This is a genomic window from Rhodoligotrophos defluvii, assembly GCF_005281615.1.
Taxonomy (GTDB): Bacteria; Pseudomonadota; Alphaproteobacteria; order Rhizobiales; family Im1; genus Rhodoligotrophos; species Rhodoligotrophos defluvii.
The window spans coordinates 29301-51468 of sequence record NZ_SZZM01000004.1 but is presented as its reverse complement, the minus strand read 5'-3'; the positions used below and the strand labels follow the sequence as shown (position 1 = coordinate 51468).

Sequence of the window (22168 nt, the reverse complement as noted above, 5' to 3'; positions counted from 1 at the left end):
GGCGGTCACCTCGCAGCGTGGCGGATGCGGGAAGGGGTGCGCTGCCCAGTCACTTGAAGCCCAGCTTTGCTGCCTTTTCCGCTTCGTACCACCACGTATCCTCGATTCCGAGATCGTAATCGGCGATCACCGCCGGCCGTCCGAACACATCCCAGTAAGCCAGCCGGTGCTTGGCGCTGTACCAATGTGGCACCCAGAAGTGCTCCGCCCTCAGCACACGGTCCAAGGCGCGGGCGGCGGTGGTAAGCTCGTCGCGGCTCTTCGCCTGGATGATCCGATCAATGAGGGCGTCCACGGCCGGATTGCTGATGCCGGCCAGGTTGTAGCTGCCCACCTGGTCGGCCGCGGCCGAGCCGAACAAGGCCAGCAGCTCCGGCCCCGGCGTGACGCCGAGGACGAAACGCTGGCTGGTCAGCTCGAAATCGAAGTTCTTGAGCCGCTCCTGGTATTGCGCGGAGTCCACCATCCGCATCCGGCCTTCGATGCCGAGCAGGCGCAGGTTCTTGATATAGGGCGCAACCACCCGTTCGAAGGTGGGCTCGAACATGAGGAACTCGACCGTCAGCGGCTCGCCGGCGGCATTGGTGCGGCGGCCGTTCTTGATGGTCCAGCCGGCTTCCTCCAACAGGCGCCCCGCCTCGCGCAGCAATGTGCGATCCTGGCCGGAGCCGTTGCTCACCGGCGAGACATAAGCCGGCCCGAAGACCTCCTCGGAAAGCTGCGCCTTCAGAGGCTCGAGCAACGCCAGCTCCTCAGCCGAGGGTGGCCCTTCCGCCTTGAGGGTGGAGTTCTCGAATACGGAGTTCGTCCGGGTATAGGAGTCGTAGAACAGGTTCTTGTTCAGCCACTCGAAATCGAAGGCGTAGTTCAGCGCCTCGCGCACGCGCGGATCCCTGAACTTCTCCTTGCGCATGTTGATGAAGAAGCCCTGAGCGCCGGACGGATTGCGATCGGGCAGCTCCTCGCGCCGCAGCTGGCCGTTGCGCACCGCAGGGATGTCGTACTGGGTTGCCCAGTCGCGGGCGGTGAACTCCTGCCGCAGCAGAAAGGCGCGCGCCTTCAGCGCCTCCAGCTCGGCGGTGCGGTCGCGGAAATACTCGAAGCGGATCTCGTCGAAGTTGAAGCGCCCGCGATTGACCGGCAGGTCCTTGGCCCAATAGTCCGGCCGGCGCTGGTAGGTGATGAAGGCTCCCTGCTTCAGCGGGCCGACCTTGTAGGGCCCCGACCCCAGGGGCGGCTCCAAGGTGGTCTGCTCGAAGGGGCGGGTCGCGTAATAGGCCTTGGACAGGATCGGCAGGCCGGCAACCCGGGCCGGCAGGTCGCGCACATTCTCGCCCTGGAAGGTGAACGTCACCTCGTGGGGCGATTTCACCTGAACGCCCGCCACGTCGCGCAAAGCGATCCGGTAGGCGGGGCTGCCCTTGCTCTTCAGGGTCTCGAAAGTGAAGGCCACGTCCTCCGCGGTGAGCGGGGAGCCGTCGGAAAAGCGGGCCTCGGGGCGCAGATAGAAGGTCGCGCTCAGCCGGTCCGGCGCGATCGCGACCGATTCCGCCACCAGACCGTACATGGCGTCCGGCTCGTCCTGCGCGCGCACCATCAGGCTGTCGAAGGTCAGCCCCATGCCCTGGGCGGCATCGCCGCGGACGATATAGGGATTGAGGCTGTTGAAGGTGTTGACCGATGAGGTGCCGGTGCGCGAGAGCTGGCCGCCTTTCGGGGCCTCCGGCTTCACATAGTCGAAATTCCGGAAGTCCGGCGGGTATTTGAGATCGCCGAAGGTGGAAAGGCCGTGGCGGCGCTCGCCCCCACCCGTCTGCGCGGCAACGCGAAGGATGGACGGCGGTGCCAAAGCACCAGCCGCTATCAATGCACCAAGGGTGATCGCCTCCCGGCGTGTGATCGGCGCCATGCTCAGCCCTGCCCTCCGATCTTTGCGGCCTTCTCGGCGTCGTACCACCAGACGGTGGGAAAGCCGGTCTGATATTTGGGTATGATTTCCGGATGTCCGAATCTGTCCCAGCGCGCGGTGCGGGTCAGGGGCGAGTACCACTGGGGCACCACGTAGTGGTTCCAGAGCAGCACCCGGTCGAGCGCCCGGCAAGCCGCCACCAGGTCTTCGCGGCTTTCGGCATAGATGACTTTGTCGATCAACGTGTCGATGGCGGGGTTTTTGATGCCGACCACGTTATCGCTGCCAGGCTCATCAGCCGCGGCGCTGCCCCAGTAGGTCCGCTGTTCGTTGCCGGGAGAGAGCGATTGCGCCCAGATGTGGGTGATCACGTCGAAATCGAACGTGTTGACACGCGCCTGGTACTGAGCGGTGTCCACCGTACGAATGGTCGCGTTGATCCCCAAGCGCTTAAGGCTTTGAACGTAAGCCAAGACGACCCGCTCCAGGGCCGGGTCATCGAGCAGGAACTCAACCGACAGCACCTCGCCGGCGGCATTCTTCAGCGCCCCCTTGTCGAAAGTCCAGCCAGCCTCGTTCAGCAGCATCATCGCCTTGCGCAGGTTTTCGCGCTGCTGGGCCGGCGTCGCATTGACGGGGTTGCTGTAGGGCTCGGTGAACACTTGGGGCGGCACCTGCTCGCGCAGCGGCTCGAGCAGCGCGAGCTCCTTGCCCTGGGGCAACCCGGATGATGCCAGCTCGGACCCGGCAAAATAGCTATCCGGCCGCTTGTATTGGCCATAGAACAGCGTGCGATTGGCCCATTCGAAATCGAAGGCGTAGTTGAAGGCGAGGCGCACGCGCGCGTCGGCGAATTTCGGCCGCCGCGTATTGAAGGCGAAAGCCTGCATGGGGGCAGGATTGTCGAACTTGAATTCCTCGCGAACGACATCGCCCCGCTGAGCGGCCGGGAAGTTGTAGCCCGTGGCCCAGTTGCGGGCGGAGTTCTCGGTCCGCCAGTCGTATTGGTCCGCCTTGAAAGCCTCGAAGGCCACGGCGGGATCCAGAAAATATTCCTGCACGATCTCGTCGAAGTTGTTGGTGCCGCGATTGACCGGCAGGTCCTTGGCCCAGTAGTCCTCGACGCGCTTCATAACGATGGAGCGACCGACATTCATGCGTTCGAACCGGTAGGCACCATTGCCGAGCGGCGGTTCGAGCGAGGTTGTGGTAATATCCCGCTGGTTCCCGGATGCATCCTTGCCTTCCCACCAATGCTTCGAGAGCACGATCAGCTGTCCGGTGATGTTGGGTAGCTCGCGGTTGCCCTTCTGGTCGAAGAAGAAGGTGACCTCGTTATCGTCCGTCTGCTCGCCGCGCACCACATTCCGGTAATAGGCTGCGTACTGAGGCAAGCCCTTCTTGATGGCTTCCATGCTGAAGATGACGTCCGCCGGCGTGACCGGCTGCCCATCATGGAAACGTGCCTCCTTGCGCAGGCGATAGGTGACTTGCGAAAAGTCAGCGGGGAACTTGATCGCCTCCGCGATGAGCCCGTAGGACGTGCTCGGCTCATCCATCGACGGCATGGTGAGGGCATCGAATGCGTAGACAATCGCGGTCGCGGGGCGGCCCTTGTAGGTGAATGGATTAAGACTGTCGAAGGCGCCCAACGCCTGGAACCTCACACGGCCACCCTTCGGCGCCTGCGGGTTCACGTAATCGAAGTGCTGAAAATCGGGTCCGTATTTGAGATCCCCGAAAAGGGAGCTGCCATGGTGCCAGGTATCCGGCGCCTGCATGGAAGCCCATGCGCTTCCGAGGCCAGGTTGTAGCAGACCCCATGCGGCCGTTACGCCGAACAGGCCAAGAGCCTCCCTCCTGGTCACTTCCATCTTTTCGTTTCTCCCTCCGATCGGTTGATCCGTTTTGTCTTACGAGCCTCTATGCCACAAATGAAAAAACCGGCGAAAGACGTGCCGGTATTAATTTTCTGCAATCAAATCCGTTCGATCACTGCGGAAGCGGCACCGGGTTATCCGCAAGCGTGCGCAAATAGGCGATGAGCGCGGCACGATCCGTCTCGCTCCTTATGCCGGCGAAGATCATCTTCGTTCCGGGGACGAGCGCCGTGGGCCGCTCCAGATATTGGAACATGTGCTCATAATTCCAACTCCCCCATTCCTTGGCCTTGGCCTTCATGGCCGGCGAGAAGGCGTAATTGCGCGAGGGCGAGGCGATCTCCTCGCCGAGAATGCCGTAGAGATTGGGACCGACCTTGTTGCCCTCGCCCTTGCCAAAGGTGTGGCAGGCGATGCATTTGCGTGCCTGGGCCCGGCCTTTGGCGACATCGGCTGCAGCAAGCAGCTGCCCGAGCTTGGACGGCGCGCCACTTGCGGACTGCCCCCCTGAAACGGCAGCGGCCGGGGTGTTATCCCCGGCCGGCTCTTCTGTTTGCTCATTCGTTTGTGGCGCCTGGGCTGATCGCTCGCCGCCTCCGTCCGGCTCATCCGGCGGCAGCGAACCTTGGCTGCTGCCGGGCTGCGGCGCCTGTTCCGGCGTCACCTCGGGCTGCAGCGGCGGCGTCTGCTGGCCGGGCTGGTTAGGCTGGTCCGGCGGCGGTTGGCTGATGGGGGCGCCGGATCCCGGGCTTGCCGGCTGGGAAGGTGTCGGCTGGGCCGGAGCCGCGCCCTGCGCCGGCGCGCCGCCCTGGGCCGGAACACCCTCCGCCGTGCCCTCGTCCTGCTGGGGCGAGGCGGGCTGTTGCGCCGGGGCAGCGCCTTGGGCCGGGGCAGCCGGGGCAGTGCCCTCCGCGGGAGCCGCACCTTGGGCTGGGGCGGCCGGGGCAGTGCCCTCCGCGGGAGCCGCGCCTTGGGCCGGCGCGCCACCTTGCTGCGGTGCGGCTCCTTCGGCTTGTGCGGGCGCGCCACCCTGGGCCGGCGCGCCACCTTGCTCTGGCGCTGCTTCCTGGGCAGGCGCTTCCGGCAGCGGCGGCGGATTGTCGTTCATGGTCCGCAGATAGGCCAGCAGGTCGGCACGATCCTGGTCATTCCTGATGCCGGCGAAGCTCATCTTGGTGCCGGGCACGTATCTCTGCGGGTTGGCAAGGAAATCGCTCAGCGTCTCATAGGTCCAGTGGCCGATTTCCTTCGCCTTCTCCTGCATGGCGGGCGAAAACGCAAAGCCGAGCTCGGGAGAGGCAACCTCCTCGCCGATGATGTTGTAGAGGTTCGGTCCGATCTTGTTACCGCCCCCCTTCTCGAAAGTGTGGCATGCTGCGCACTTGCGGCTTTGCGCCTCGCCCTTCTCGGCGCTGGCATTCTGGAGAAGCTGCGCCAAAGGCACGGCAGGCGCGCCACCGCCGGGCTGACCGCCCGCGGTCTCCTCTTCGACGGGAACGGAGAAGCCGGGCTTCTCGGGGGCGCCGGAGTGATAGATGATGCTGCTGAGCTGGCCCAGGCCCATGGCGACGAGAAGAGAGAAGAGAATCGCTCCCGCGATTTTGTTGAATTCAAACGAATCCATCATCTGCAGTGCGTCCCCTCTCCGTTTGCCAATGCCATGGAACCATAAGAATGCGTGGGCCGAGATGCTCCCATCTGGCGGGTGCCCATCTCACGCGCGGGGACCCTAATTCGTTCGCCTTTTCCTTGCAACATGCATGACACCATGCGCACATATGCCGCGCTCGTCGGGCGCGAATCGCGAGGGGGACCATGACAGCGGTGCACCCAGAGAATACGTTGGTCGTCATTCCCACGCGCATGGGAGCAACGCGGCTGCCCGGCAAGCCGCTGGCCGACATCTGCGGGCTGCCGATGATCGTCCACGTCATGCGCCGCGCCGAGGCGGCGAATGTCGGCCGGGTGGTGGTGGCCAGCGCCGATCCGGAGATCAGCGAAGTCGTCACGGCAGCAGGCGGCGAGGCGGTCGCGACCGATCCGAGCCTCGCCAGCGGCTCCGACCGTGTTCATGCTGCCGCGGCCGCTATCGATCCCGAGGGGCGCCATCACGTTGTGGTAAACCTGCAAGGCGATCTGCCAACCGTCGACCCGGAGGCGGTACGGGCGGCCCTGCGGCCGCTCGACAACCCGGACGTCGATATCGGCACCCCCGTGGCGCCGATCTGGGGCGAGGACGAGGAGGCAAGCGAGTCGGTGGTCAAGGCCATCGCCAGGTTCGAGCCGGGGGCGCGCACCGCCCGCGCGCACGACTTCGTGCGCGTTCTGCCCGAGGGCGTCGCGGGGCCCCACTACCACCACATCGGCATCTATGCGTTTCGGCGGCCGGCGCTGGATCGGTTCGTGCGACTGCCGGTGGCGGCGCTGGAGACGGAGCGGCGGCTCGAGCAGCTGCGGGCGCTCGGCGCGGGCATGCGAATCGATGTCGCACTCGTTGACTCGGCCCCCTTCGGTGTCGATACTCCCGCCGACCTTGAACGGGCCCGGAGCGTCATCGCGGCGCTCAGAGCCTGATCGCTCACGACCGGCCCAGCGATGGCCGCCGGCCGTCCAGAGGCTGTTAACCTGTCGTGTCGAAGCGTAAAATCATCTACCAGGGCGAGCCCGGCGCCAATTCCCACATTGCCGTCACCCAGATGTTCCCGGACGACGAGCCGGTGGCGAGCGAGACGTTTCACGAGGCCTTCGCCGCGCTCACCGAGGGCCGTGCCGACCTGGCGATGATCCCCATAGACAACACGCTGGCGGGGCGGGTGGCCGATATTCACCATCTGATGCCGGAGTCCGACGTCTATATCGTCGGGGAGCACTTCCTGCGGGTGAACCACCAGCTGCTGGCCATTCCTGGCGCGACGCTCGCGACCTTGAAGACGGTGGCGAGCCATCCCCATGCGCTGGGCCAGTGCCGCAAATCGATCCGCGCCCTGGGCCTGACGCCGATCACCACGGCGGATACGGCGGGCGCTGCACGGGAGATTGCCGAGGCGGGGGACCCGACCCGGGCGGCCATAGCCACCAGCCTCGCGGCAAGGATCTACGGGCTCAACGTGTTGCGCAGCGAATTCGAGGACGCGGCGCACAACACGACCCGGTTCGTGGTGCTTTCGGCAACCCGCCGTGATGCGCGGCCGGAAGATGCGCCGGTGCTGACCAGCTTCATCTTCAAGGTGCGCAACGTGCCCGCGGCCCTGTACAAGGCGCTCGGCGGCTTCGCCACCAACGGCATCAACATGGTGAAGCTCGAATCCTATGTGGACGAAGGCTTCAACGTGGCGCAGTTCTATGCGGACATCGTGGGCCATCCGGAGGACCGCAACGTGAAGCTTGCCCTGGAGGAGCTCGCCTTCTTCACGAGCTATCTGCGCATTCTGGGTACCTACAAGGCGAGCCCGCTGCGCGACTTGTGGAGCTTGAGCCAGAACGGTCATTGAGGTCAGGGCGAGAAATGCCCCTGGCCAGGGCATCGCGCCTCACCCGAATGTTACGGGTGGAAACCGCCGCCAACCTGGTGCAAGGTGAAAAGCGGCATAAGTTTTGCGCAGCGCGGACCTGGCGCTGGCGCCAATCGTCACCATTTCACGTGGGCGACGAACGTGGTCGAGGTGAGGATCAGGCGCAGTCGGCGACGAGCCACTGGCCCGAGCGAGATCAAGGAGACGATAGTTATGGGTGCGATGAGCGCATGGCACTGGATCATCTTGGGACTGGTCATTGTCCTGCTGTTCGGACGCGGCAAGGTGTCCGAGCTGATGGGCGACGTCGCCAAGGGCATCAAGAGCTTCAAGAAGGGCATGGCCGAGGACCCGGACGAGAAGCCCGCCGATACGGGCCGGCTCGAGCATAACGCGGCCGCCGACCGGACGACCGTGCCGGCTGATGGCGTGAAGACGGCCTCGCGCGACTGAGCCTCGCCCCAGGCTCAACGTCCGGCGCCGGGCGTGCTCATGCCGCCACCGCCAGATTGACGTGACCCTGCGCGAGCGCTCCAGCCGGCTTGCGCGATGCGCAGGAAATGTACGGTCACTTTGCCGTTTCCATTCCGTTCAGGCTCAAAGATCCAACGCTGCATGGATATGGATCCCGTCCATCAGAACGTGCCAGTGGCGGCGGCCGGTGGCTTCATGCGCCGGCTATACGACCGTATGCTGGTGGTGGCCGAGGGGCCGCGCGCACTCTGGGCGCTCGCGGTGGTCTCGTTCACGGAAGCCTCGTTCTTCCCCATTCCGCCAGACCCGGTTCTGGCCGCTATCGTGCTGTCGCGGCCGCAGCGGGCGTGGCTTGCGGCCTTCGTCTGCACAGTCGCCTCGGTGGCTGGCGCGCTGCTCGGCTATTTCATCGGCTATTTGCTTTATGACCTGATCGGCCGGCCGATCATCGAGTTCTACGGCATCCAGGCGGCGTTCAATGCCTTCCAGGCCAATGTGCAGGAATGGGGCGGCTGGATCATTCTCGCCAAGGGCCTGACCCCCATTCCCTTCAAGCTGGTGACCATTGCCAGCGGGGTGGCCCAGCTCGACCTCGTCGTCTTCGTCGTGACCTGTGCCATCACGCGGGCGGCCCGGTTCTATGTGGTCGCCTTCCTGTTCCAGCGGTTCGGCCCTGCCGCCCGCCAGCTGATCGACAACAATTTCAATACGGTGATGATCGCGGGGATAGCCGCGGTGGTGCTGGGCTTCGCCGTGTTCGCCTTCCTCGGCTGAACCTTTCCCCAATTCGTGCGTTTGTTGCGTGTGATTGGGAAAGCGCGCTTAGACCTTGTAAACTCCGCCAATGATATGGTCTGCCGCGGAGCAAGACATATGTTTGACCGACTTGAAGCCGAGCTTTCCCTTCTGCTGACGCAAATGGAGAACCAGCCGGGCGATCGCCATGAGCTCTATCTGCTGCTCAGGGAGAAGCTCGGGCAGATGCGCGCGTTCGGTATGCCGATACCGGACGACATTGTAGAACTCGAGCAACAGCTGGATGCAGAATTTTCAGGAACGAAGATTTGACTGCCTGTGATGCGTCGTCTGACGTTAAGGAAAGCTGTACTGGCTTAGGGTGCTGAGGGGTGTGACATGGTGCGGATAGTTTGTGCAGGTGTCGTTTGCGTACTGTTCATTATGGGGGCACTGTTTGCAGGGGAGGCCTCCGCGCAGACGACGCGCTTCAATTTCACCACTGAAAGCGGCGGGCTCGCCAGCAAGTACAAGCGTCAAGTGGTTTCCTATACGGGCCCCGAGTCGCCCGGGACGATCATCATCGATACCCGGCAGCGGTTCCTGTTTTTCGTTCTTCCGGGTGGCCAGGCCGTCCGTTACGGGGTCGGCGTCGGCCGCGAGGGCTTTTCCTGGAGCGGCGAGGCGGTGGTGGAGCGCAAGCAGGAATGGCCGCGCTGGTTCCCGCCGGCGGAAATGATCGCGCGCGATCCGAAGCTCGAGCCCTATCGCAACGGCATGGATGGCGGGCCGGAAAATCCCCTCGGCGCGCGGGCTTTGTATCTCTACAAGGACGGCAAGGACACGCTGTTCCGGATCCATGGCACGGCGCAACCATGGAGCATCGGCCAGAACGTCTCCAGCGGCTGCATCCGGCTGCTGAACGAAGACATCATCGACCTCTATGAGCGCGTTCCGATCGGGACGACCGTCATTGTTCGGTAATGGCGGAGATCGTGCGCCCCGAGCAATGCGTCTGCTTCAATGACGCATTGCACCAAGGTCTCCTTGACCGGTGAAGCCGTGCTTCCTACTTTGGCGTGAGCTTCCGGTGCGGGGTGGGCCGCGCCGATTTTGCGAGGTACATCAATGGCTACCACCAATTCCGCCACCGTGAAAGTTTCCGACACCAGCTTCGAGCAGGACGTGCTCAAGTCCTCTTCCCCGGTCATCGTCGATTTCTGGGCCGAATGGTGCGGCCCGTGCAAGATGATCGCGCCGGCGCTGGAGGAGATCGCCGTGGAGCTAGGCGACAAGGTCAAGGTCGCAAAGATCAATATCGACGAGAACCAGAACACGCCGGCAAAATACGGGGTGCGCGGCATTCCCACCTTGATGCTGTTCAAGGATGGCCAGGTGGCGGCAACCCAGGTGGGCGCCCTGCCCAAGGGCAAGATTCTCGAATGGATCCAGAAGTCGATCTGAGCTGTACCGGCGTGTTCTAGGATAGTAGCGCAATTTCAGCAGCTTGCGTCACAGCCGGGCTTCGACCCGGCGGTTGAGGCCCCAGGAGGAAAGCTCGCGCCGTGTAGCCCTGGATGCTCGGCTCAAGGCCGAGCATGACGTAAGCTGTCGATTGAAAGGCAAATCGTCATCACCGGGCTTGACCCGGTGATCCAAGGCGACAAGCGGAAAGCCTTCGGTGTGCCGGGCCCCCGGATGCCGGCTCGAGGCCGGCATGACGGGCGGGGGAAGGAACACCAGTCCCTCCAGTCATTGCCGCGCTTGACGCGGCAATCCGGGGCCAAGCGGAATGCCTGCCAGGGTGGTCCCCGGCTAGGCGCCGTCGAGCTCCGCCATGCGGCCATCGAGAAAGGCGGCCACACGCGGGTTTTGGTATATGGCCGCCAGCTCGTCCTCGCTCGGCAGCTGCGGCTTGTCGCGCTTGGCATTCACCATGCAGAGAAAGCCCAGCGGCTCGCCGGCGGCCGCCCGAAACTGATGCCAGGTCCATGGCGGAATGGTCACGAGGTCGCGTTCGGCGACCGCGCGCACCTCGTTGCCGACCAGGCAATGGCCGCGGCCCCTGAGGATCATGACCCCGTGCACATGCTCGTGCCGCTCCAGGGTCGAGTAGCCGCCGGCCGCCATCTCGAAATAGCGCAGCTCGCAGGCGAGGTTCTCGTCGGCGATCAGCACCTGGCGGGAGATGTCCTTGAACGGGGCCGAGCCCTCTTCCTTGTAGGCGAGGCGGTCCACGCCCTCCCAGCGGTAATCCTTCTGAGCCTGGCGATGCACGGGCGATCCTCTCATCCAACCGTCATCCATATGTGTATTCCGCTACCGCCCGTGTGAAGGCTTCGGTCGCCTGCGTCAGGCGCGCCCCGGCGGAGAGCAGCGCACCGCCGATCAACAGCATGACGTCCATGCCATAGAAGCGCAGCATTTCCGGGACACGCTCCAGGCTCATGCCACCCGCGGGTACCGGGATCGCGGGTGCGATCTGCTGCTTGCCGTAGCGCCAGGGCGAGAGGGCCGCGCGGGCTATGGCCCGGCAGGTCTGGTCGGAATAGCTGAACCGTCCGCCGTGGTTGGGGAAGATGACCCCGTCGGCCCCGACCAGGCGGAACAACTTGCCCAGCAGGAAAGGGGGCGCGATGCGGGCCGCCCCGGCAAGGGTCGGATGAGCGAGCACGGCCATTTCAGGATATTCGCGCTTGAGCTGCAGGCCATTGGAGAGGCCCGCGATCATCGGCGCGATCATGACGGTATCGATACCTGCATTGCGCGCGACCTCCATCTGCTGCCGTAGGGCATCGAGGCTACCGGTCAGGCTCGGCACGTAACGGGTGGGATGGCCGGTCTTCTCGGCGGCGCGGGCAACAGCCTCGGCGCAGGCCTGCACCCGGTCGGCGAACGGACTGAAACGCTGATTGCTCAGGCCGTGGTCGTCCTTAATGCAGTCGAGCCGGCCCAGTGCCATGTCATGAGCCAGCGCGGCCAGCTCCTTGGCCGGAAGCCCCTGCGGCTTGAGCGCCGAGCAGGTGAGCGCCCGGCCATCGGCTTTGAGCCGGGCGCGCAGGCCGGCAAGCCCGTGGCCGGGGCCGGCAAAAGCTTGCAGAAGCGGCTCGGGCAAGATGGCGTCCTTGAGGATCACGTCGTCATGGAGAGAGCTGTTGCCGAATAGCATGTTGACGAGCTGGCCGGGATCGTCGCCGACGGTTTCGACGCTCAGGCCGATGCGCACCTCGAACAGCCCGCCGCCAAGGTCTCTGATGTCCCGCACCTGGCCGACGATCTCGTCCAGCACACGGGCCGCCGTGATCGCCTCGACCGGCATCTCCACACTCTGCTCGACGGCAATCTGCCTTGCCCGGGTGGCGATGGTCGCCCCGCTCGCGCGGATGCGATAGATGGCTTCAATTCGCGATGTCACGTGCTGGCCCCGCTGAACACTGCCGGACCCTGCGCCTCCTCGCAGCGGAATCGTCCGAACAGTTTGCAACCTTTTACCCGGTGCTCTACGGGATGATGGGCAGAAGGGCAATGTCGCAAGATGACTGCACCCAAGATCATACTGTTCGCCGGGCAGCGCGTGAATGCCGAGGACCAGCCCGGGCCGTTTCCAGCGTCGCTGGAGGCGGCGGCGCAGGCGGCGATCCGGTCGCATCTCGAGGGGGCCGGACCGCTCATCGGCTATGCCTCGGCGACGGCAGGCGGCGACATCCTGTTCGGCGAGGCGGTGGTTGCGCTTGGCGGCAAGCTCAACATTCATATTCCCTGCGAGCGCCAGGACTTCATCGACCAGTATGTGGCACCGGCCGGGCACGCCTGGGTCGAGCGGTTCGAGCGGCTGTGCGCGCGGGCGGCGACCTTCAACGTCAACTGCGAGGAACGGCTGCTGGGCGACCCAACCCTGATCCGCTTCAACAATCAGGTGCTGCAGGGCCTCGCGCGGCTGGAGGCGGAGGCTGTGGGCACCACCGCCCACCTGCTGCTGCTGTGGAGCCCCAGCGCCGTGGCGGAGCTGGGCAGCCCGGCGGATTTCATGGATCATTGGCCGGAGCTCGACCGGCTGTCGATCATCGACCTGGACGAGCTCGGCGGTTCGGAAGCGGCCGCCAGCCCTGCCGAGCTGGATCCGCTGGCCTCCGACCTCGGCATCAGCCCGCGCGCCATCCGAGCGATCCTGTTCGCCGATATCGCCACCTATACCAATTTCCGCGACGACGAGATCCCGCTGCTGTTCGACCTTTTGGGGGAGGCACAGCAGATGGTGGAGGACGCCTGCCGGCCGCCGCTGCTGATCAACACCTGGGGCGATGCGATCCATGCCGCTGCCGAGACGGCGCATGACCTTGCGGATTATGCCGCGGCGCTGTCGCACGCCGTGGCCGAAATTGACCCGGCCCGCTATGGACTGGCGCGGGCGCCTCGGTTCCGCATCGCCCTGCATGCGGGCCCGGTGTTCATCGGGCTGCACCCGATGACCGGGCGCAGCATGATCTTCGGCCACCACGTGAACCGGGCGGCACGGATCGAGCCGGTGGCGCTGCCAGGGCAGATCTTCGCTTCCCAGCATTTCGTGGCGCTGCTGCGGGCGGAAATCGACGAGCGGCTCTACGAGGCGGCGATGACGGGCACCCCCTATTCCCCGCGCTATGCGGTGGAGTATCATGGCTCGGTCGAGCTTCCGAAGCGGTTCGGGCGTGAGGCGATCTATCGCGTGATCGACCTCAGTCGTGCGGCCTTGCCGGGAGATGTGGAAAGGCCTTCCGTGTCCGATCAGTCCGTTCCGCCGAGCCTGCACGCCACGATCCGCAACGACGTCGCCGAAATCGAGGTGCTGGCGCGCAAGGTGGATGCGTTCTGTCAGGGGCATGGGCTGGGGCCGGACATTGCCCACGCCGTGAACCTCTCGCTGGACGAACTCATCACCAACACCATCAGCTACGGCTATGACGACGGTGAAGCCCACTGGATCGAGGTGGGCTTGAGGCTCGGCGGCGGCGTGTTGACGGTGCATGTGAGCGACGATGCGGCGCCCTACGACCCGCGGGAGACACCCGCGCCGGATCTGGAAGCCGAGCTGGACGAGCGCGCGATCGGCGGGCTCGGGGTTCACCTGGTGCGGGAGATGATGGACCGCATCGACTATGAGCGGCGCAACGGCCGCAACGAGGTGCGACTCACCAAGGTCGTCGGCGAGCGCACCTGAGGACAGGAGGATGAGGAGAGCGTGATGGAGATCAACCGCGAAGAGCGCGACGGGATCGGCATCATCGCGCCGGTCGGGCGTGTGGACAGCAACACGGCGCGCGATCTGGAGGCGGTTCTGTTGCCGGCCTTTGACGGTGGCGGCAAGGTCATCGTCGATTTCTCGCGGCTGACCTATATTTCGAGCGCGGGCCTGCGGGTGCTGCTGATGGCGGCAAAGCAAAGCAAAGCCAAGGGGGCGGCTCTCGCCCTGGCCGGCATGAGCCCGGCGGTTAAGGAAGTGTTCACCATCAGCGGCTTCGCCAAGCTGTTCAAGATCTATCCGGACGCGGAGGCGGCGGCCTCAGACCTCCGCGGGTAAGCCGTTCCTCACATAGATCCGGCGGGTGCCGGCGCCGATCTGGGTCAGCACCGCGTTGGGCGCGCAGCCAAGTCTGGCGGCGAGTTGATCCACCGTGTGGCGCTCGTCGAGGAAGACTGCCCTTTCCCCTACTTGAACGCACGCGGTCGGCGCGTCGGTTGCGTCCAGCATGGTCAGGTTCATGGCGATGCCGCCGACGACGGGGAGCTGGCATTCGCCTATACGGGCGGCGCCATGGGCCGCGAAGGCCTGAGGCAGGCCGTTACCATAGCCGATCATGGCGGTGGCGATCAGGGACGGCCGGCGGAGACAGGTGGTGCCGCGGTAACCGATCCGCGCGCCTCGCGCGGCGTTGTTGATGCGCAGGATGGGTGCTGAGAGGCGATAGCACACCGCAAGCCCGTCCTGCCAGGCGGTCGAGGTCTGCACGCCATAGAGGGCGCTGCCCACCCGGGCGATATCGAAATGCCAGTCCGGGCCCATGTACAGCCCGGCAGATGATGCGAGGCTGACAGGCGCGGCGGGCAGGCCGCGCAGCCAGCGCCGCAGGCACTCGCGCTGGGCGCGGTTGCTTTCCGCATCGGGCAGATCGAAGGCGGCGAGGTGAGTGACCCAGGCCTTTACGTCGAGCGCCTCCAGCTGGTTGCGCCGCGCGGCGAGGCGGCGAATATCCGCCTCGTCCAGGCCCAGCCGGCCGAGACCGGTGTCGAGCTGAACGGCAACGCCAAGCTTTCGGCCGGTGCGGCGCGCTTCGGCCACGCAGCGCTCCACCTCGTCCAGGCTCAGCAGCACCGGCGTGATATCGGTGGCCGCGAAGGTTGCGGCCGATTCGCCCTGCAGGCCGTGCAGGGTGAATACCTCCGCCTGGGGTGCGGCCTGCTTGACCATGGCCGCTTCGGCGAGATCCAGCACCCAGAAGTGCGTGCAGCCCTCGGCGGTCAACGTCTCGACCAGGGCCGCGATGCCGAGGCCGTAGCCGTTGTTCTTCACCACAGCGGAGAGGATTCGCCCGGCATAGCGCCGGCGCAAGGCGCGATAATTGGCGGCGATGCGGTCCAGGTCGATTTCGAGGACCGGGCCCGCGCGCAGCAGCGTGTCGAGCGGGGTGTGGGGCGGACGTGTGGCGGCCATGACGGTCATGGCCGCGGCACATACAAGATGGCGTGACCGTCCTTGCCAGCGCGCCAGGCGGCCCCTTCGCGGCCTGAGGCGATCAGGTCGCGCTGGCGCCCGATATCCGCCACTTCGCACCAATCGCCGTTCGTATCTGCATCGGCCTGCTTATCCACCGGCCGGGCCAGCAGGTAGCGCAGATGACCGCCATACTGCTCCTTGACCGCCCGGACGCGAAAGCCTTCATCCATCAGATTGGTCCAGCTGCGGGCGTTGCCCGGGGCGGAGGTCGCATAGAGGTGGCGGAAGCCGAGCCTCCTTGCCTCGATAATGCGCCAGGCGATCAGCTGCCGGTGCAGGCCCTGGCCCCAGGCGCTCGGCCGCACCGCCGTGCCCGCCAGCTTGGCCAAGCCGTCCCCAGGGCCGAGGCCAAGCGGGCCATAGGGGTCTTCCTCGAAAGAGAGGTCCCATTGCAGAACCCCATAAGCGCGCAGCCCGGTCTCGTCGAAGACGCCGATGATCTTGCCGGCGGCGGCAACGATCTTCTCGAAGAACGACCGACTCTCGGGCCGGATCAGATCGGGGCGGCCAACCACCTCGGTGGCGGCCAAGTGCAGCGCGTGCACGGCGGCAATATCCGCGGCGGTTATTTCTCGCCACGCCAATACCGGCCGTTGCAAATATCCAAGCGCAGTCACCTCCCCTTCCCCCATGAATAGCGTCATCCGGTCAGGACTTCCGCATAGTTCAGCATCTCAATCGGGGGATATAGATCCAACTCCTTTGCAACTTTCATATTAATGATCAGCGAAAACCGCTTCAGCGTTTCTATGGGAATGTCCTCCGGCGGGATACCCTGCTCAAGGATTTTCAGAGCCTTGGAGGCGGCCAGCTGGCCCACGGAATAGTAGCGAGCCACCAGGGCCACCAGCGCGCCGCCTTCGCGGATGGCAAGCTCCGCGGCCCCGAAGGTGGGCAGCTTCTGCGCGAGCGCCACCGGGGCGATGGTCTTGTATTGAGTGCCGAGGAAGGTATCGGGCAGGAGATAGAGCCAGTCGGCGCCTTCCGCCTTGATCTCGGCCACGAGCTCAGGGATGCCCTCGGCGCTCGGCTTGCCGTCGACCATCTTGAAGGTGCGTTCGACGAGCGCGAAACCGAGCTTGCGCTGAAGCTGGCGCAGCTCCTCGACGATGGACACCGAGTTTTGCTCGGTCAAGGTGTAGAGCACGCCGATCTTCCTGAACGGCAGATAGGACTGCATGGCCCGGAGCTGGGTTTCGGTGGGCACCACGTGCACCGCGCCGGTGACGTTGCGGCCGGGGTGTTCCGTGCTTTTCACGATGCCGGCCTGCACCGGGGCCGAGACCAGGGCGAAGACGATGGGTATGCGAGTGATGTACTTGGCCTTATCCGGCGTATCGTAGCGCCCGGCCACGCCGAGGGTGACCGGCGTGCCCCAGGTATAGACCAGGTCGGGCTTCAGTTCGCGGAGCTCGGCGACGAAGCCGGGTATGCGCGCCGGATCGCGATCGGCGTCGCGCTCGATGAACTCCACATCGGCGCCATTGGCCGCGAGATAATCGTCAAAGCCTTCCTCGACCGCGGTACGGCCGCGATAGGTGATGCGATAGATGCGCTTCGGGGCCGGCGCCTGCCCCCGGGCCGGCAGCGAGATGCCCGGCACGGCCGCACCGGCCGCGAGGGCAAGGCCGAGAAAGTCGCGGCGCTTCATGCGGGGTGGCCTCCAATCATATCGGGCGTGGGCTTGGCCGCCCTATCGCGCAATCCGGTGGCGGTCACGGTGAAGATCAGCGCTCCGGCCGCCACCATCAGGCCGATGAGCACCACGGTCGTGGCAAAGCCATAGAGCCCAAGCAGGAACCCGGCGATGACCGGCCCGAGCGCGTTGCCGGTGCGCTCGACCAGGCGGAAAATGCCGTAGAGCGCGCCGTCGCCCACCGGCTGGGCCAGCTGCTTGCCATATTCGCCGACCAGGGCCGATTGGGAGGCGATGCTAACCGCCTGGCCGATGCCGAGGCAGGCCAAGGTCGCACCGATCACCAGCAGGCTCTTCTCGTCGAGCAGAACCAGCAGGCAGCCCAGCCCAGCGATGAGGGCGCCCCCGACGACGAAGGCGGTGCGCCGGTCCCAACGATCGGCCAGGGACGCGAATGTCGGCACCAGCAGGACCATGAGCAGGGGATAGATCATCAGCATGCGGCCGATGGAGGCCTGGTCCTGGCCCAGGTCCTTCATGTGCAGCGGCACCAGGAAGAAGCACAGAGCAACCAGCAGGATCTTGGCCGGCATGGCGCAGCAGAAGAACAGCACCGTCAACCGCGGCGAGCGCAGGGTGGCGGCGAAGTCGCGCGCCCTGATGGGCGGGCCGGCCGCGGCCCGGCCCGGCGCCGGCGGCAGGCAGATCAGGGCCATCAGCAGGCTTGCGCCGGCGAAGGCGCCCGCGATGAGGAAAGCCGCCTTGATGCCGATGCGGTCGGCGATGATGCCGCCGATGGGCGGCCCGCACAGGCCGGCGACCAAAATGGCGCCGATGAACACCGCCATGCCCCGCGCGCGCTGGCTCGCGCTGGTATTGTCGATGACGAAACCCTGGGCGCCGACGAAGACCAGGGCAAAGCCGATGGCGGACAGCGCCCGGGCGAGGGTGAGGCCGAGAAGATCGGTGGCGAAGGCGGAGGCGCAGTAGCCGGCCACGCCGAAGGCCGCACCGCACAGGAGCGAGCGGCGGCGGCCATAGCGCTCGGTCAGACCGCCCAAGACAGGCTGGGTGAGCGCGACGATGGCGAGGAACACCACCATGGGCAGGCTGATGACCAGCGTGGGGGAAAGGCCCGGTATAGGGGAGGCCAGCTGCTCGATATAGATCGGCAGGAAGGGCCGGGTCAGCTCTTCCGCGAACATGAAGACGAACAGGGGCGCCCTGATTGCGATCACCGAGAGCGCTTGCGGCGCACCGGTTTCCCCCAACCGGAAGCGCTGCTGAAGGCTGCCCAATGCGTGCTGCGCGGCAGCGCTGCCCTGCTCAAGCAGCTTGGCCCGCAGTTCGGCGAAGCGGCGGTTCAGCCCAGTGAGCCGTGCATCGATGCGCTTGGCGAGCCGGCCGAACTCGCTCGGCTCCTCGATGGGCGGATGCAGGCGGAGGTCCCCGCGGCCGATTGCGTGTACCCGGCTTTCCACCCCCTCGATGGCGCCATAGAGGCCGGCACCGAAGCTGATATAGACCAGTTCCAACGCCACCAGCGCCGTGACGACGGTGACGATCGCGAGGTCGATCCACATCTTGTAGATGATGCTTTGCGCGAAGGCCGGGTCGAGCGCCACGGACACCAGGGCCGCCGGTGCCTGTGGCGGACCGACGGGAACGCTGACCGCGCGGTGGTCGGCTGCCACAGCCTCCCCTGCCCCATAAAGCTTGCGGCCGTCCGGCGCCGCGATCGTCACGGCGGAGAAGTCGGCATTGGTCGCGAGAATCCGCGCGAGATACTCATCCATGCCGCGCAGCTGGCTCACGGGGATGCCGACCTCCAGCGCCCGGCCCATGAGGCCGCCGACCGAGCGCGCCACCGTTGCCGCCTTGCGCTCCAGCTCGGGCAGCAGCAGCGCCTCGGCCCGATGGGTCGTCTGATAGGAGATGAGCGCCAGCGCCGCCACCAGGACCGCCACCAAGGCCGCCGACAGCCTGAGCTGGATCGAGTGCATGGGCTGCTAGCTCCTCTGCTCGATCGCAGCCAGCGCGTCGCCAGCGCGGGTAACCGCGTCGGGCGCACCCGGTTCGGACAACCGACGCGCCCGGCCGTGCAGACGCGTCATGATCAGGAAGGCGGCGAGGCTACCGGCGAGCATGGCCATGAGCCCCGCCGGCACCGCATCTCCGGCAATGCCGGCCGCCAGACTGCCGATGCCTTCGCGCATGCCGGTGCGGTCATAGCGGACCACCACCCGGCCGATGACCGCGCCGAAGTCGTTGAGGACGGGCTTGGTCACGTCAAAGGACTGGCCGTCCGGCCGATGCGGTGCGCCGACCCGGGCCGGCACGCTGCTGAACAGGGTTGAGCCCTCGGGGCTCTCCACATCGATCGACAGGATGGCGGGATCGGCGGCGGCCTGGCGCGCCAGCAGGGCGGGCAAGGTCGTCTGCTCGCTCAAGGGAATGGCGAGGGCGGTGGCGGAGAGGATGTCGTGCTCCACCTCCTCGGCGACCATTTGCAGACGCGAGCGGATCAGCTCCGTATAGGCGCCGCGGACACCGCTGAAATTCATATATGCGCCAAGCGCCACCGCGAAGCTCACGATGATCGCGAAAAGCGGCAGTGTGCGGAGAGCTAAGCGAAGCATATTCCCACTGGTGTGCTTTCACGCCGGCGCCGGGCGCTTACCACGATTGTGGCGAAATTCGGTCCTGCGGTGACATTGAGGCTGTCATCCGCTACCGTCAAATGGAGTTTTCCATCCTGGTTGCCTCCTTCATGTCGCCTTCGGCAAAAATCGTCTGCGTCGTGTCGCTGCTGACGGTGGCGGGGCTCATGCTGTGCGCGCTGCTGATCTATGGCAGCCTGGATCGTTCGCGGGTGATGGCGGCGGAATCGAACCTCAATTTCGCGCTCAACCAGCTGCGCAGCTCGGTGGAGGCCAATGTCAGCTTGGGCCTGCCGCTGGAAAACATCCGAGTCGCTCAGGACCTGGTCGAGCAGGCGCGGGCGGGGAATGCGGAGATTCTGGCGGTGGAGATCTTCTCCAGCAGTGGCATCTCGCTGTTCAACACCGATCGCGGCAGCATCGGCGAGCCGATCCGCGAAACCTGGCGTGAGGCGATCCGCCGCGCCAATGGCGGACGCTGGGCACTCGAGGAATTCGGCGACATCGTGCTCGGCGAGCCGATCCGCAACGACTTCGGCGAGCCGGTCGGCTATGTCGCGATCACGGCAGCGGGGGCCGGCCGCGATATCCACGGCAACGCGATCGCCTCCGCCCTGGCGAACAGGCTGGCCATTGCCGCCCCGCTGGCCTTGCTGCTGGTGGGGGCGCTGTCGGCTCTCGCCATCCGGCAGGCGGAGCAGGGCTTGCGGCGGGCGACGGAGCGGCTTCGCTCGACTGCGCCCGTGGCCGCCGATGCGGAACCGGCAAGCGGCGAGCTCCCGCGGCTCGTGGATGGCGTCAAGGCATCCATAGCACAGCACGTGGCGGCGATGGACACGACCGCAAAGGCCATTCTCGCACTGGACGAGGACGACGAGGCCGATGCGGCTGCTTGAGCGTGCATCGCCGGTGGTGCTGGCCGGGGTGCTTGGCGCTCTGGTCGCGATGAGCGTCGGGCTCGGCGGCCTGTTCCTGCTGCGTGGCGCCGAGACAGAAAGCGCGGCCATGGTTGCGCAGACCACGCAGGCCGGGGCGGAGGCGGTGGGCCGCGCCGTGGCGGGCGAGCTGAACAGGGCCTTGGGCTATGGCATACCGCTCAATCGGCTGAACAGGGTCCAGCCCTATCTGCGGCGGATCGTCGAGGGCTCGCCGCAAGTCGAGGCCATCGCCATTCGCGATGCGACGGGCAAGGTGCTGTATTCGACCGCCAACCATGTGGAGGGATTGACGTTTCCCCTTCAAGTGGGGGCGCAGCCGGTCGGTTCGGTGGCGCTGGAACCGGCGCCGCCGCTGAACGGCTGGCTCGTTTCCCGGCTGGAGGCGGCGCTGGCGGCGGCAGCCCTGCTTTGCGGCCTCCTGGCGGGCCTCGCCCTCTATCTCTTCAGCGCCTACTATCTGCGCGCGGCCGAGCAGCGATTTGGCCAGTCGCTGCTCGCCATCCAGAACGGCCGCTTCCCGACCGGCGGGCTCGACACAGCGGGCCGAGGGGTGGCGGTGGAGGCGTTCCGGGCGCTCGACCGGGCACTGGAGCCGATCCGCGCCGCCAGCCGGCGCCTGGATGATGCCGCCGCGACCGTGCGGGGCATCGATTTCGACGGCAGCTTGGGCGACAAGGTCGATCGGCTGCTCGCCGGTGCCGGCCATCAGCGCCTCGTCAGCTCAAAGGATGAACCAGCGGCAGGCGGCCGCGCGAGCAGCGCGCGGCTTTGGCCGGCCGCGGCCGTGGTCGGTGTTTATTGCGCCGCTGCGCCATTGCTGGCGAATTACGCGATCGACCGGGAGTGGTCGCTTGTCTCGCGGGCGTGGTGGCCCACCGTTCCGATCATCGTGGAGGTACTCGGCGTGATGGCCGCCGCCGTTGCCGCCGCGCGTCTGCCAGGTGCGCTGCGCATGCCTGCAGGCCTCCTGGGGCTGCTCATTGCGGCGCTAGCCACGGGGACGATCGCCTTCAGCCGTTCCTATCCGGCATTTGCCGGGCTGCGCCTGGGCGCGGGGCTGGGCCTAGGGCTGCTGCTCGGCTCGATTTTCGCGGGACGAAATCGGCGCGAGCGTCCCGGCTCAAGCTGGCTGCTCATTCTGCTGGCCGGCACCTGCCTCGGGCCGCTGCTCGGCGGACTACTGGCCGAGGCGGTCGGGCGGCGCATGGCCTTCCTGCTCATCGGCGCAGGCCTGGGGATAAGCCTGCTGCTCATCCCGCGACTGGTGAAGGCGGGGGTGGCGGCCGCAGCGTCGCCGCGCGGCGACCGCGGGTCGGTGGCGACCATCCTGGTGGCCTTGGGCATGGTGCTTGGGGCGGCGTCTCTCGTCTGGATCCCGGTCGAGCCCGGCTATGACAGCTACCTGGTGGGCGGCGGGCTCATCGCCGGCGTGGGCCTCGCCTCGACCGTGCTGGCCTATTTGGCGCTCCCGGCCGTTTCGCCGGCTGCGGCCTGGGCCCTGCCGCTCGGCCTCGTTGCTGGCTCGAGCCTGCTCAGCACCGCCGGGCTTCACGGAATGCGCCCCCTGGGCATCGTGCTGGCGGTCGCCGCCGGCTTGCTGCTGGTCGGGCTCGTGCTGACGCTACGCAGCGGCAGGCCCCACGCGCCTCAAGCAGACCAGGCGGGGTAGGCGC

General features: G+C 66.2%; 21 protein-coding genes. 11 read left to right on the top strand and 10 right to left on the bottom strand.

What is annotated here, in order from left to right; translation table 11 throughout:
• Positions 1-49: 49 nt before the first annotated feature.
• The 3 genes from E4P09_RS17355 to E4P09_RS17345 all read right to left on the bottom strand — a co-directional run bounded on the left by E4P09_RS17355 (position 50) and on the right by E4P09_RS17345 (position 5416).
• Positions 50-1909 (bottom strand): extracellular solute-binding protein, encoded by a 1860-nt coding sequence (locus tag E4P09_RS17355; protein ID WP_137390893.1) that lies wholly within the window; start codon positions 1907-1909, stop codon positions 50-52.
• A gap of 2 nt (positions 1910-1911) precedes the next feature.
• Positions 1912-3783 (bottom strand): extracellular solute-binding protein, encoded by a 1872-nt coding sequence (locus E4P09_RS17350; RefSeq protein ID WP_137390892.1) that lies wholly within the window; start codon positions 3781-3783, stop codon positions 1912-1914.
• A 118-nt stretch (positions 3784-3901) separates the two neighbouring features.
• Complete coding sequence (locus tag E4P09_RS17345; protein ID WP_137390891.1) at positions 3902-5416, bottom strand: c-type cytochrome; 1515 nt, start codon at positions 5414-5416, stop codon at positions 3902-3904.
• A 188-nt stretch (positions 5417-5604) separates the two neighbouring features.
• Here E4P09_RS17345 and E4P09_RS17340 point away from each other — a divergent pair, with 188 nt between their 5' ends.
• From E4P09_RS17340 to trxA, 7 genes are all read left to right on the top strand, one after another.
• The gene (locus E4P09_RS17340) at positions 5605-6363 is read left to right on the top strand and encodes a 3-deoxy-manno-octulosonate cytidylyltransferase (protein ID WP_137390890.1); all 759 of its coding nucleotides are present in this window, start codon (positions 5605-5607) and stop codon (positions 6361-6363) included.
• Positions 6364-6419: 56 nt separating this feature from the next.
• Positions 6420-7280: a prephenate dehydratase gene (locus E4P09_RS17335; protein ID WP_137390889.1), complete on the top strand. Its 861-nt coding sequence runs from the start codon at positions 6420-6422 to the stop codon at positions 7278-7280.
• Positions 7281-7514: 234 nt separating this feature from the next.
• A complete protein-coding gene (locus tag E4P09_RS17330) occupies positions 7515-7754 on the top strand; it encodes a twin-arginine translocase TatA/TatE family subunit (RefSeq protein WP_137390888.1) in 240 nt (79 codons plus the stop codon).
• A gap of 162 nt (positions 7755-7916) precedes the next feature.
• Positions 7917-8549 (top strand): YqaA family protein, encoded by a 633-nt coding sequence (locus E4P09_RS17325; protein WP_239025252.1) that lies wholly within the window; start codon positions 7917-7919, stop codon positions 8547-8549.
• Between the two features lie 99 nt (positions 8550-8648).
• Positions 8649-8843, top strand: coding sequence for a hypothetical protein (locus E4P09_RS17320; protein WP_137390887.1), 195 nt, complete (start codon positions 8649-8651; stop codon positions 8841-8843).
• Between the two features lie 66 nt (positions 8844-8909).
• On the top strand, positions 8910-9494 hold the full coding sequence (locus E4P09_RS17315) for a L,D-transpeptidase (protein WP_137390886.1): 585 nt from the start codon (positions 8910-8912) through the stop codon (positions 9492-9494).
• A gap of 144 nt (positions 9495-9638) precedes the next feature.
• Positions 9639-9974 carry a thioredoxin TrxA gene (trxA, locus tag E4P09_RS17310; RefSeq protein ID WP_137390885.1) on the top strand — a complete coding sequence of 112 codons (336 nt, stop codon included), beginning with the start codon at positions 9639-9641 and terminating at the stop codon, positions 9972-9974.
• 351 nt (positions 9975-10325) lie between these two features.
• Here the strand turns inward: trxA and E4P09_RS17305 are convergent, their stop codons facing one another.
• The gene (locus E4P09_RS17305; RefSeq protein ID WP_137390884.1) at positions 10326-10802 is read right to left on the bottom strand and encodes a cupin domain-containing protein; all 477 of its coding nucleotides are present in this window, start codon (positions 10800-10802) and stop codon (positions 10326-10328) included.
• Between the two features lie 7 nt (positions 10803-10809).
• Positions 10810-11925: a RuBisCO large subunit C-terminal-like domain-containing protein gene (locus E4P09_RS17300; protein ID WP_137390883.1), complete on the bottom strand. Its 1116-nt coding sequence runs from the start codon at positions 11923-11925 to the stop codon at positions 10810-10812.
• A gap of 120 nt (positions 11926-12045) precedes the next feature.
• Here E4P09_RS17300 and E4P09_RS17295 point away from each other — a divergent pair, with 120 nt between their 5' ends.
• Both E4P09_RS17295 and E4P09_RS17290 read left to right on the top strand, forming a co-directional pair.
• The gene (locus E4P09_RS17295; protein WP_137390882.1) at positions 12046-13707 is read left to right on the top strand and encodes an ATP-binding protein; all 1662 of its coding nucleotides are present in this window, start codon (positions 12046-12048) and stop codon (positions 13705-13707) included.
• Between the two features lie 24 nt (positions 13708-13731).
• On the top strand, positions 13732-14067 hold the full coding sequence (locus E4P09_RS17290) for an STAS domain-containing protein (RefSeq protein ID WP_137390881.1): 336 nt from the start codon (positions 13732-13734) through the stop codon (positions 14065-14067).
• Here E4P09_RS17290 and E4P09_RS17285 read toward each other — a convergent pair.
• Genes E4P09_RS17285 through E4P09_RS17265 form a run of 5 tightly spaced genes read right to left on the bottom strand, consistent with a single transcriptional unit; the run spans position 14050 to position 19536 of the window.
• Positions 14050-15207: an alanine racemase gene (locus E4P09_RS17285; protein ID WP_137390880.1), complete on the bottom strand. Its 1158-nt coding sequence runs from the start codon at positions 15205-15207 to the stop codon at positions 14050-14052. The genes E4P09_RS17290 and E4P09_RS17285 overlap by 18 nt on opposite strands.
• Positions 15204-15878 (bottom strand): GNAT family N-acetyltransferase, encoded by a 675-nt coding sequence (locus E4P09_RS17280; RefSeq protein WP_137390879.1) that lies wholly within the window; start codon positions 15876-15878, stop codon positions 15204-15206. The genes E4P09_RS17285 and E4P09_RS17280 overlap by 4 nt, the downstream gene beginning before the upstream one ends.
• Positions 15879-15901: 23 nt before the next feature.
• Positions 15902-16912, bottom strand: coding sequence for an ABC transporter substrate-binding protein (locus E4P09_RS17275; RefSeq protein WP_137390878.1), 1011 nt, complete (start codon positions 16910-16912; stop codon positions 15902-15904).
• Positions 16909-18900, bottom strand: coding sequence for an MFS transporter (locus E4P09_RS17270; RefSeq protein WP_137390877.1), 1992 nt, complete (start codon positions 18898-18900; stop codon positions 16909-16911). The genes E4P09_RS17275 and E4P09_RS17270 overlap by 4 nt, the downstream gene beginning before the upstream one ends.
• A 6-nt stretch (positions 18901-18906) precedes the next feature.
• Positions 18907-19536 carry a hypothetical protein gene (locus tag E4P09_RS17265; RefSeq protein ID WP_137390876.1) on the bottom strand — a complete coding sequence of 210 codons (630 nt, stop codon included), beginning with the start codon at positions 19534-19536 and terminating at the stop codon, positions 18907-18909.
• Positions 19537-19637: 101 nt separating this feature from the next.
• On the opposite strand from E4P09_RS17265, the gene E4P09_RS17260 reads away from it, so the two are divergent.
• Both E4P09_RS17260 and E4P09_RS17255 read left to right on the top strand, forming a co-directional pair.
• Positions 19638-20453 carry a hypothetical protein gene (locus tag E4P09_RS17260; RefSeq protein ID WP_137390875.1) on the top strand — a complete coding sequence of 272 codons (816 nt, stop codon included), beginning with the start codon at positions 19638-19640 and terminating at the stop codon, positions 20451-20453.
• Positions 20440-22164, top strand: coding sequence for a hypothetical protein (locus E4P09_RS17255; protein ID WP_137390874.1), 1725 nt, complete (start codon positions 20440-20442; stop codon positions 22162-22164). The genes E4P09_RS17260 and E4P09_RS17255 overlap by 14 nt, the downstream gene beginning before the upstream one ends.
• Positions 22165-22168: the final 4 nt, after the last annotated feature.

Excerpts from the sequence above, each read along its gene's own strand:
- E4P09_RS17320 (WP_137390887.1), top strand. The coding sequence starts at position 8,649 with ATGTTTGACCGACTTGAAGCCGAGCTTTCCCTTCTGCTGACGCAAATG.
- trxA (WP_137390885.1), top strand. The coding sequence starts at position 9,639 with ATGGCTACCACCAATTCCGCCACCGTGAAAGTTTCCGACACCAGCTTC.
- E4P09_RS17325 (WP_239025252.1), top strand. The coding sequence starts at position 7,917 with ATGGATATGGATCCCGTCCATCAGAACGTGCCAGTGGCGGCGGCCGGT.
- E4P09_RS17255 (WP_137390874.1), top strand. The coding sequence starts at position 20,440 with ATGCGGCTGCTTGAGCGTGCATCGCCGGTGGTGCTGGCCGGGGTGCTT.
- E4P09_RS17350 (WP_137390892.1), bottom strand. The coding sequence starts at position 3,783 with ATGGAAGTGACCAGGAGGGAGGCTCTTGGCCTGTTCGGCGTAACGGCC.
- E4P09_RS17260 (WP_137390875.1), top strand. The coding sequence starts at position 19,638 with ATGGAGTTTTCCATCCTGGTTGCCTCCTTCATGTCGCCTTCGGCAAAA.
- E4P09_RS17275 (WP_137390878.1), bottom strand. The coding sequence starts at position 16,912 with ATGAAGCGCCGCGACTTTCTCGGCCTTGCCCTCGCGGCCGGTGCGGCC.
- E4P09_RS17285 (WP_137390880.1), bottom strand. The coding sequence starts at position 15,207 with ATGACCGTCATGGCCGCCACACGTCCGCCCCACACCCCGCTCGACACG.
- E4P09_RS17265 (WP_137390876.1), bottom strand. The coding sequence starts at position 19,536 with ATGCTTCGCTTAGCTCTCCGCACACTGCCGCTTTTCGCGATCATCGTG.
- E4P09_RS17355 (WP_137390893.1), bottom strand. The coding sequence starts at position 1,909 with ATGGCGCCGATCACACGCCGGGAGGCGATCACCCTTGGTGCATTGATA.
- E4P09_RS17295 (WP_137390882.1), top strand. The coding sequence starts at position 12,046 with ATGACTGCACCCAAGATCATACTGTTCGCCGGGCAGCGCGTGAATGCC.
- E4P09_RS17345 (WP_137390891.1), bottom strand. The coding sequence starts at position 5,416 with ATGATGGATTCGTTTGAATTCAACAAAATCGCGGGAGCGATTCTCTTC.
- E4P09_RS17315 (WP_137390886.1), top strand. The coding sequence starts at position 8,910 with ATGGTGCGGATAGTTTGTGCAGGTGTCGTTTGCGTACTGTTCATTATG.
- E4P09_RS17330 (WP_137390888.1), top strand. The coding sequence starts at position 7,515 with ATGGGTGCGATGAGCGCATGGCACTGGATCATCTTGGGACTGGTCATT.
- E4P09_RS17305 (WP_137390884.1), bottom strand. The coding sequence starts at position 10,802 with ATGAGAGGATCGCCCGTGCATCGCCAGGCTCAGAAGGATTACCGCTGG.
- E4P09_RS17340 (WP_137390890.1), top strand. The coding sequence starts at position 5,605 with ATGACAGCGGTGCACCCAGAGAATACGTTGGTCGTCATTCCCACGCGC.
- E4P09_RS17270 (WP_137390877.1), bottom strand. The coding sequence starts at position 18,900 with ATGCACTCGATCCAGCTCAGGCTGTCGGCGGCCTTGGTGGCGGTCCTG.
- E4P09_RS17290 (WP_137390881.1), top strand. The coding sequence starts at position 13,732 with ATGGAGATCAACCGCGAAGAGCGCGACGGGATCGGCATCATCGCGCCG.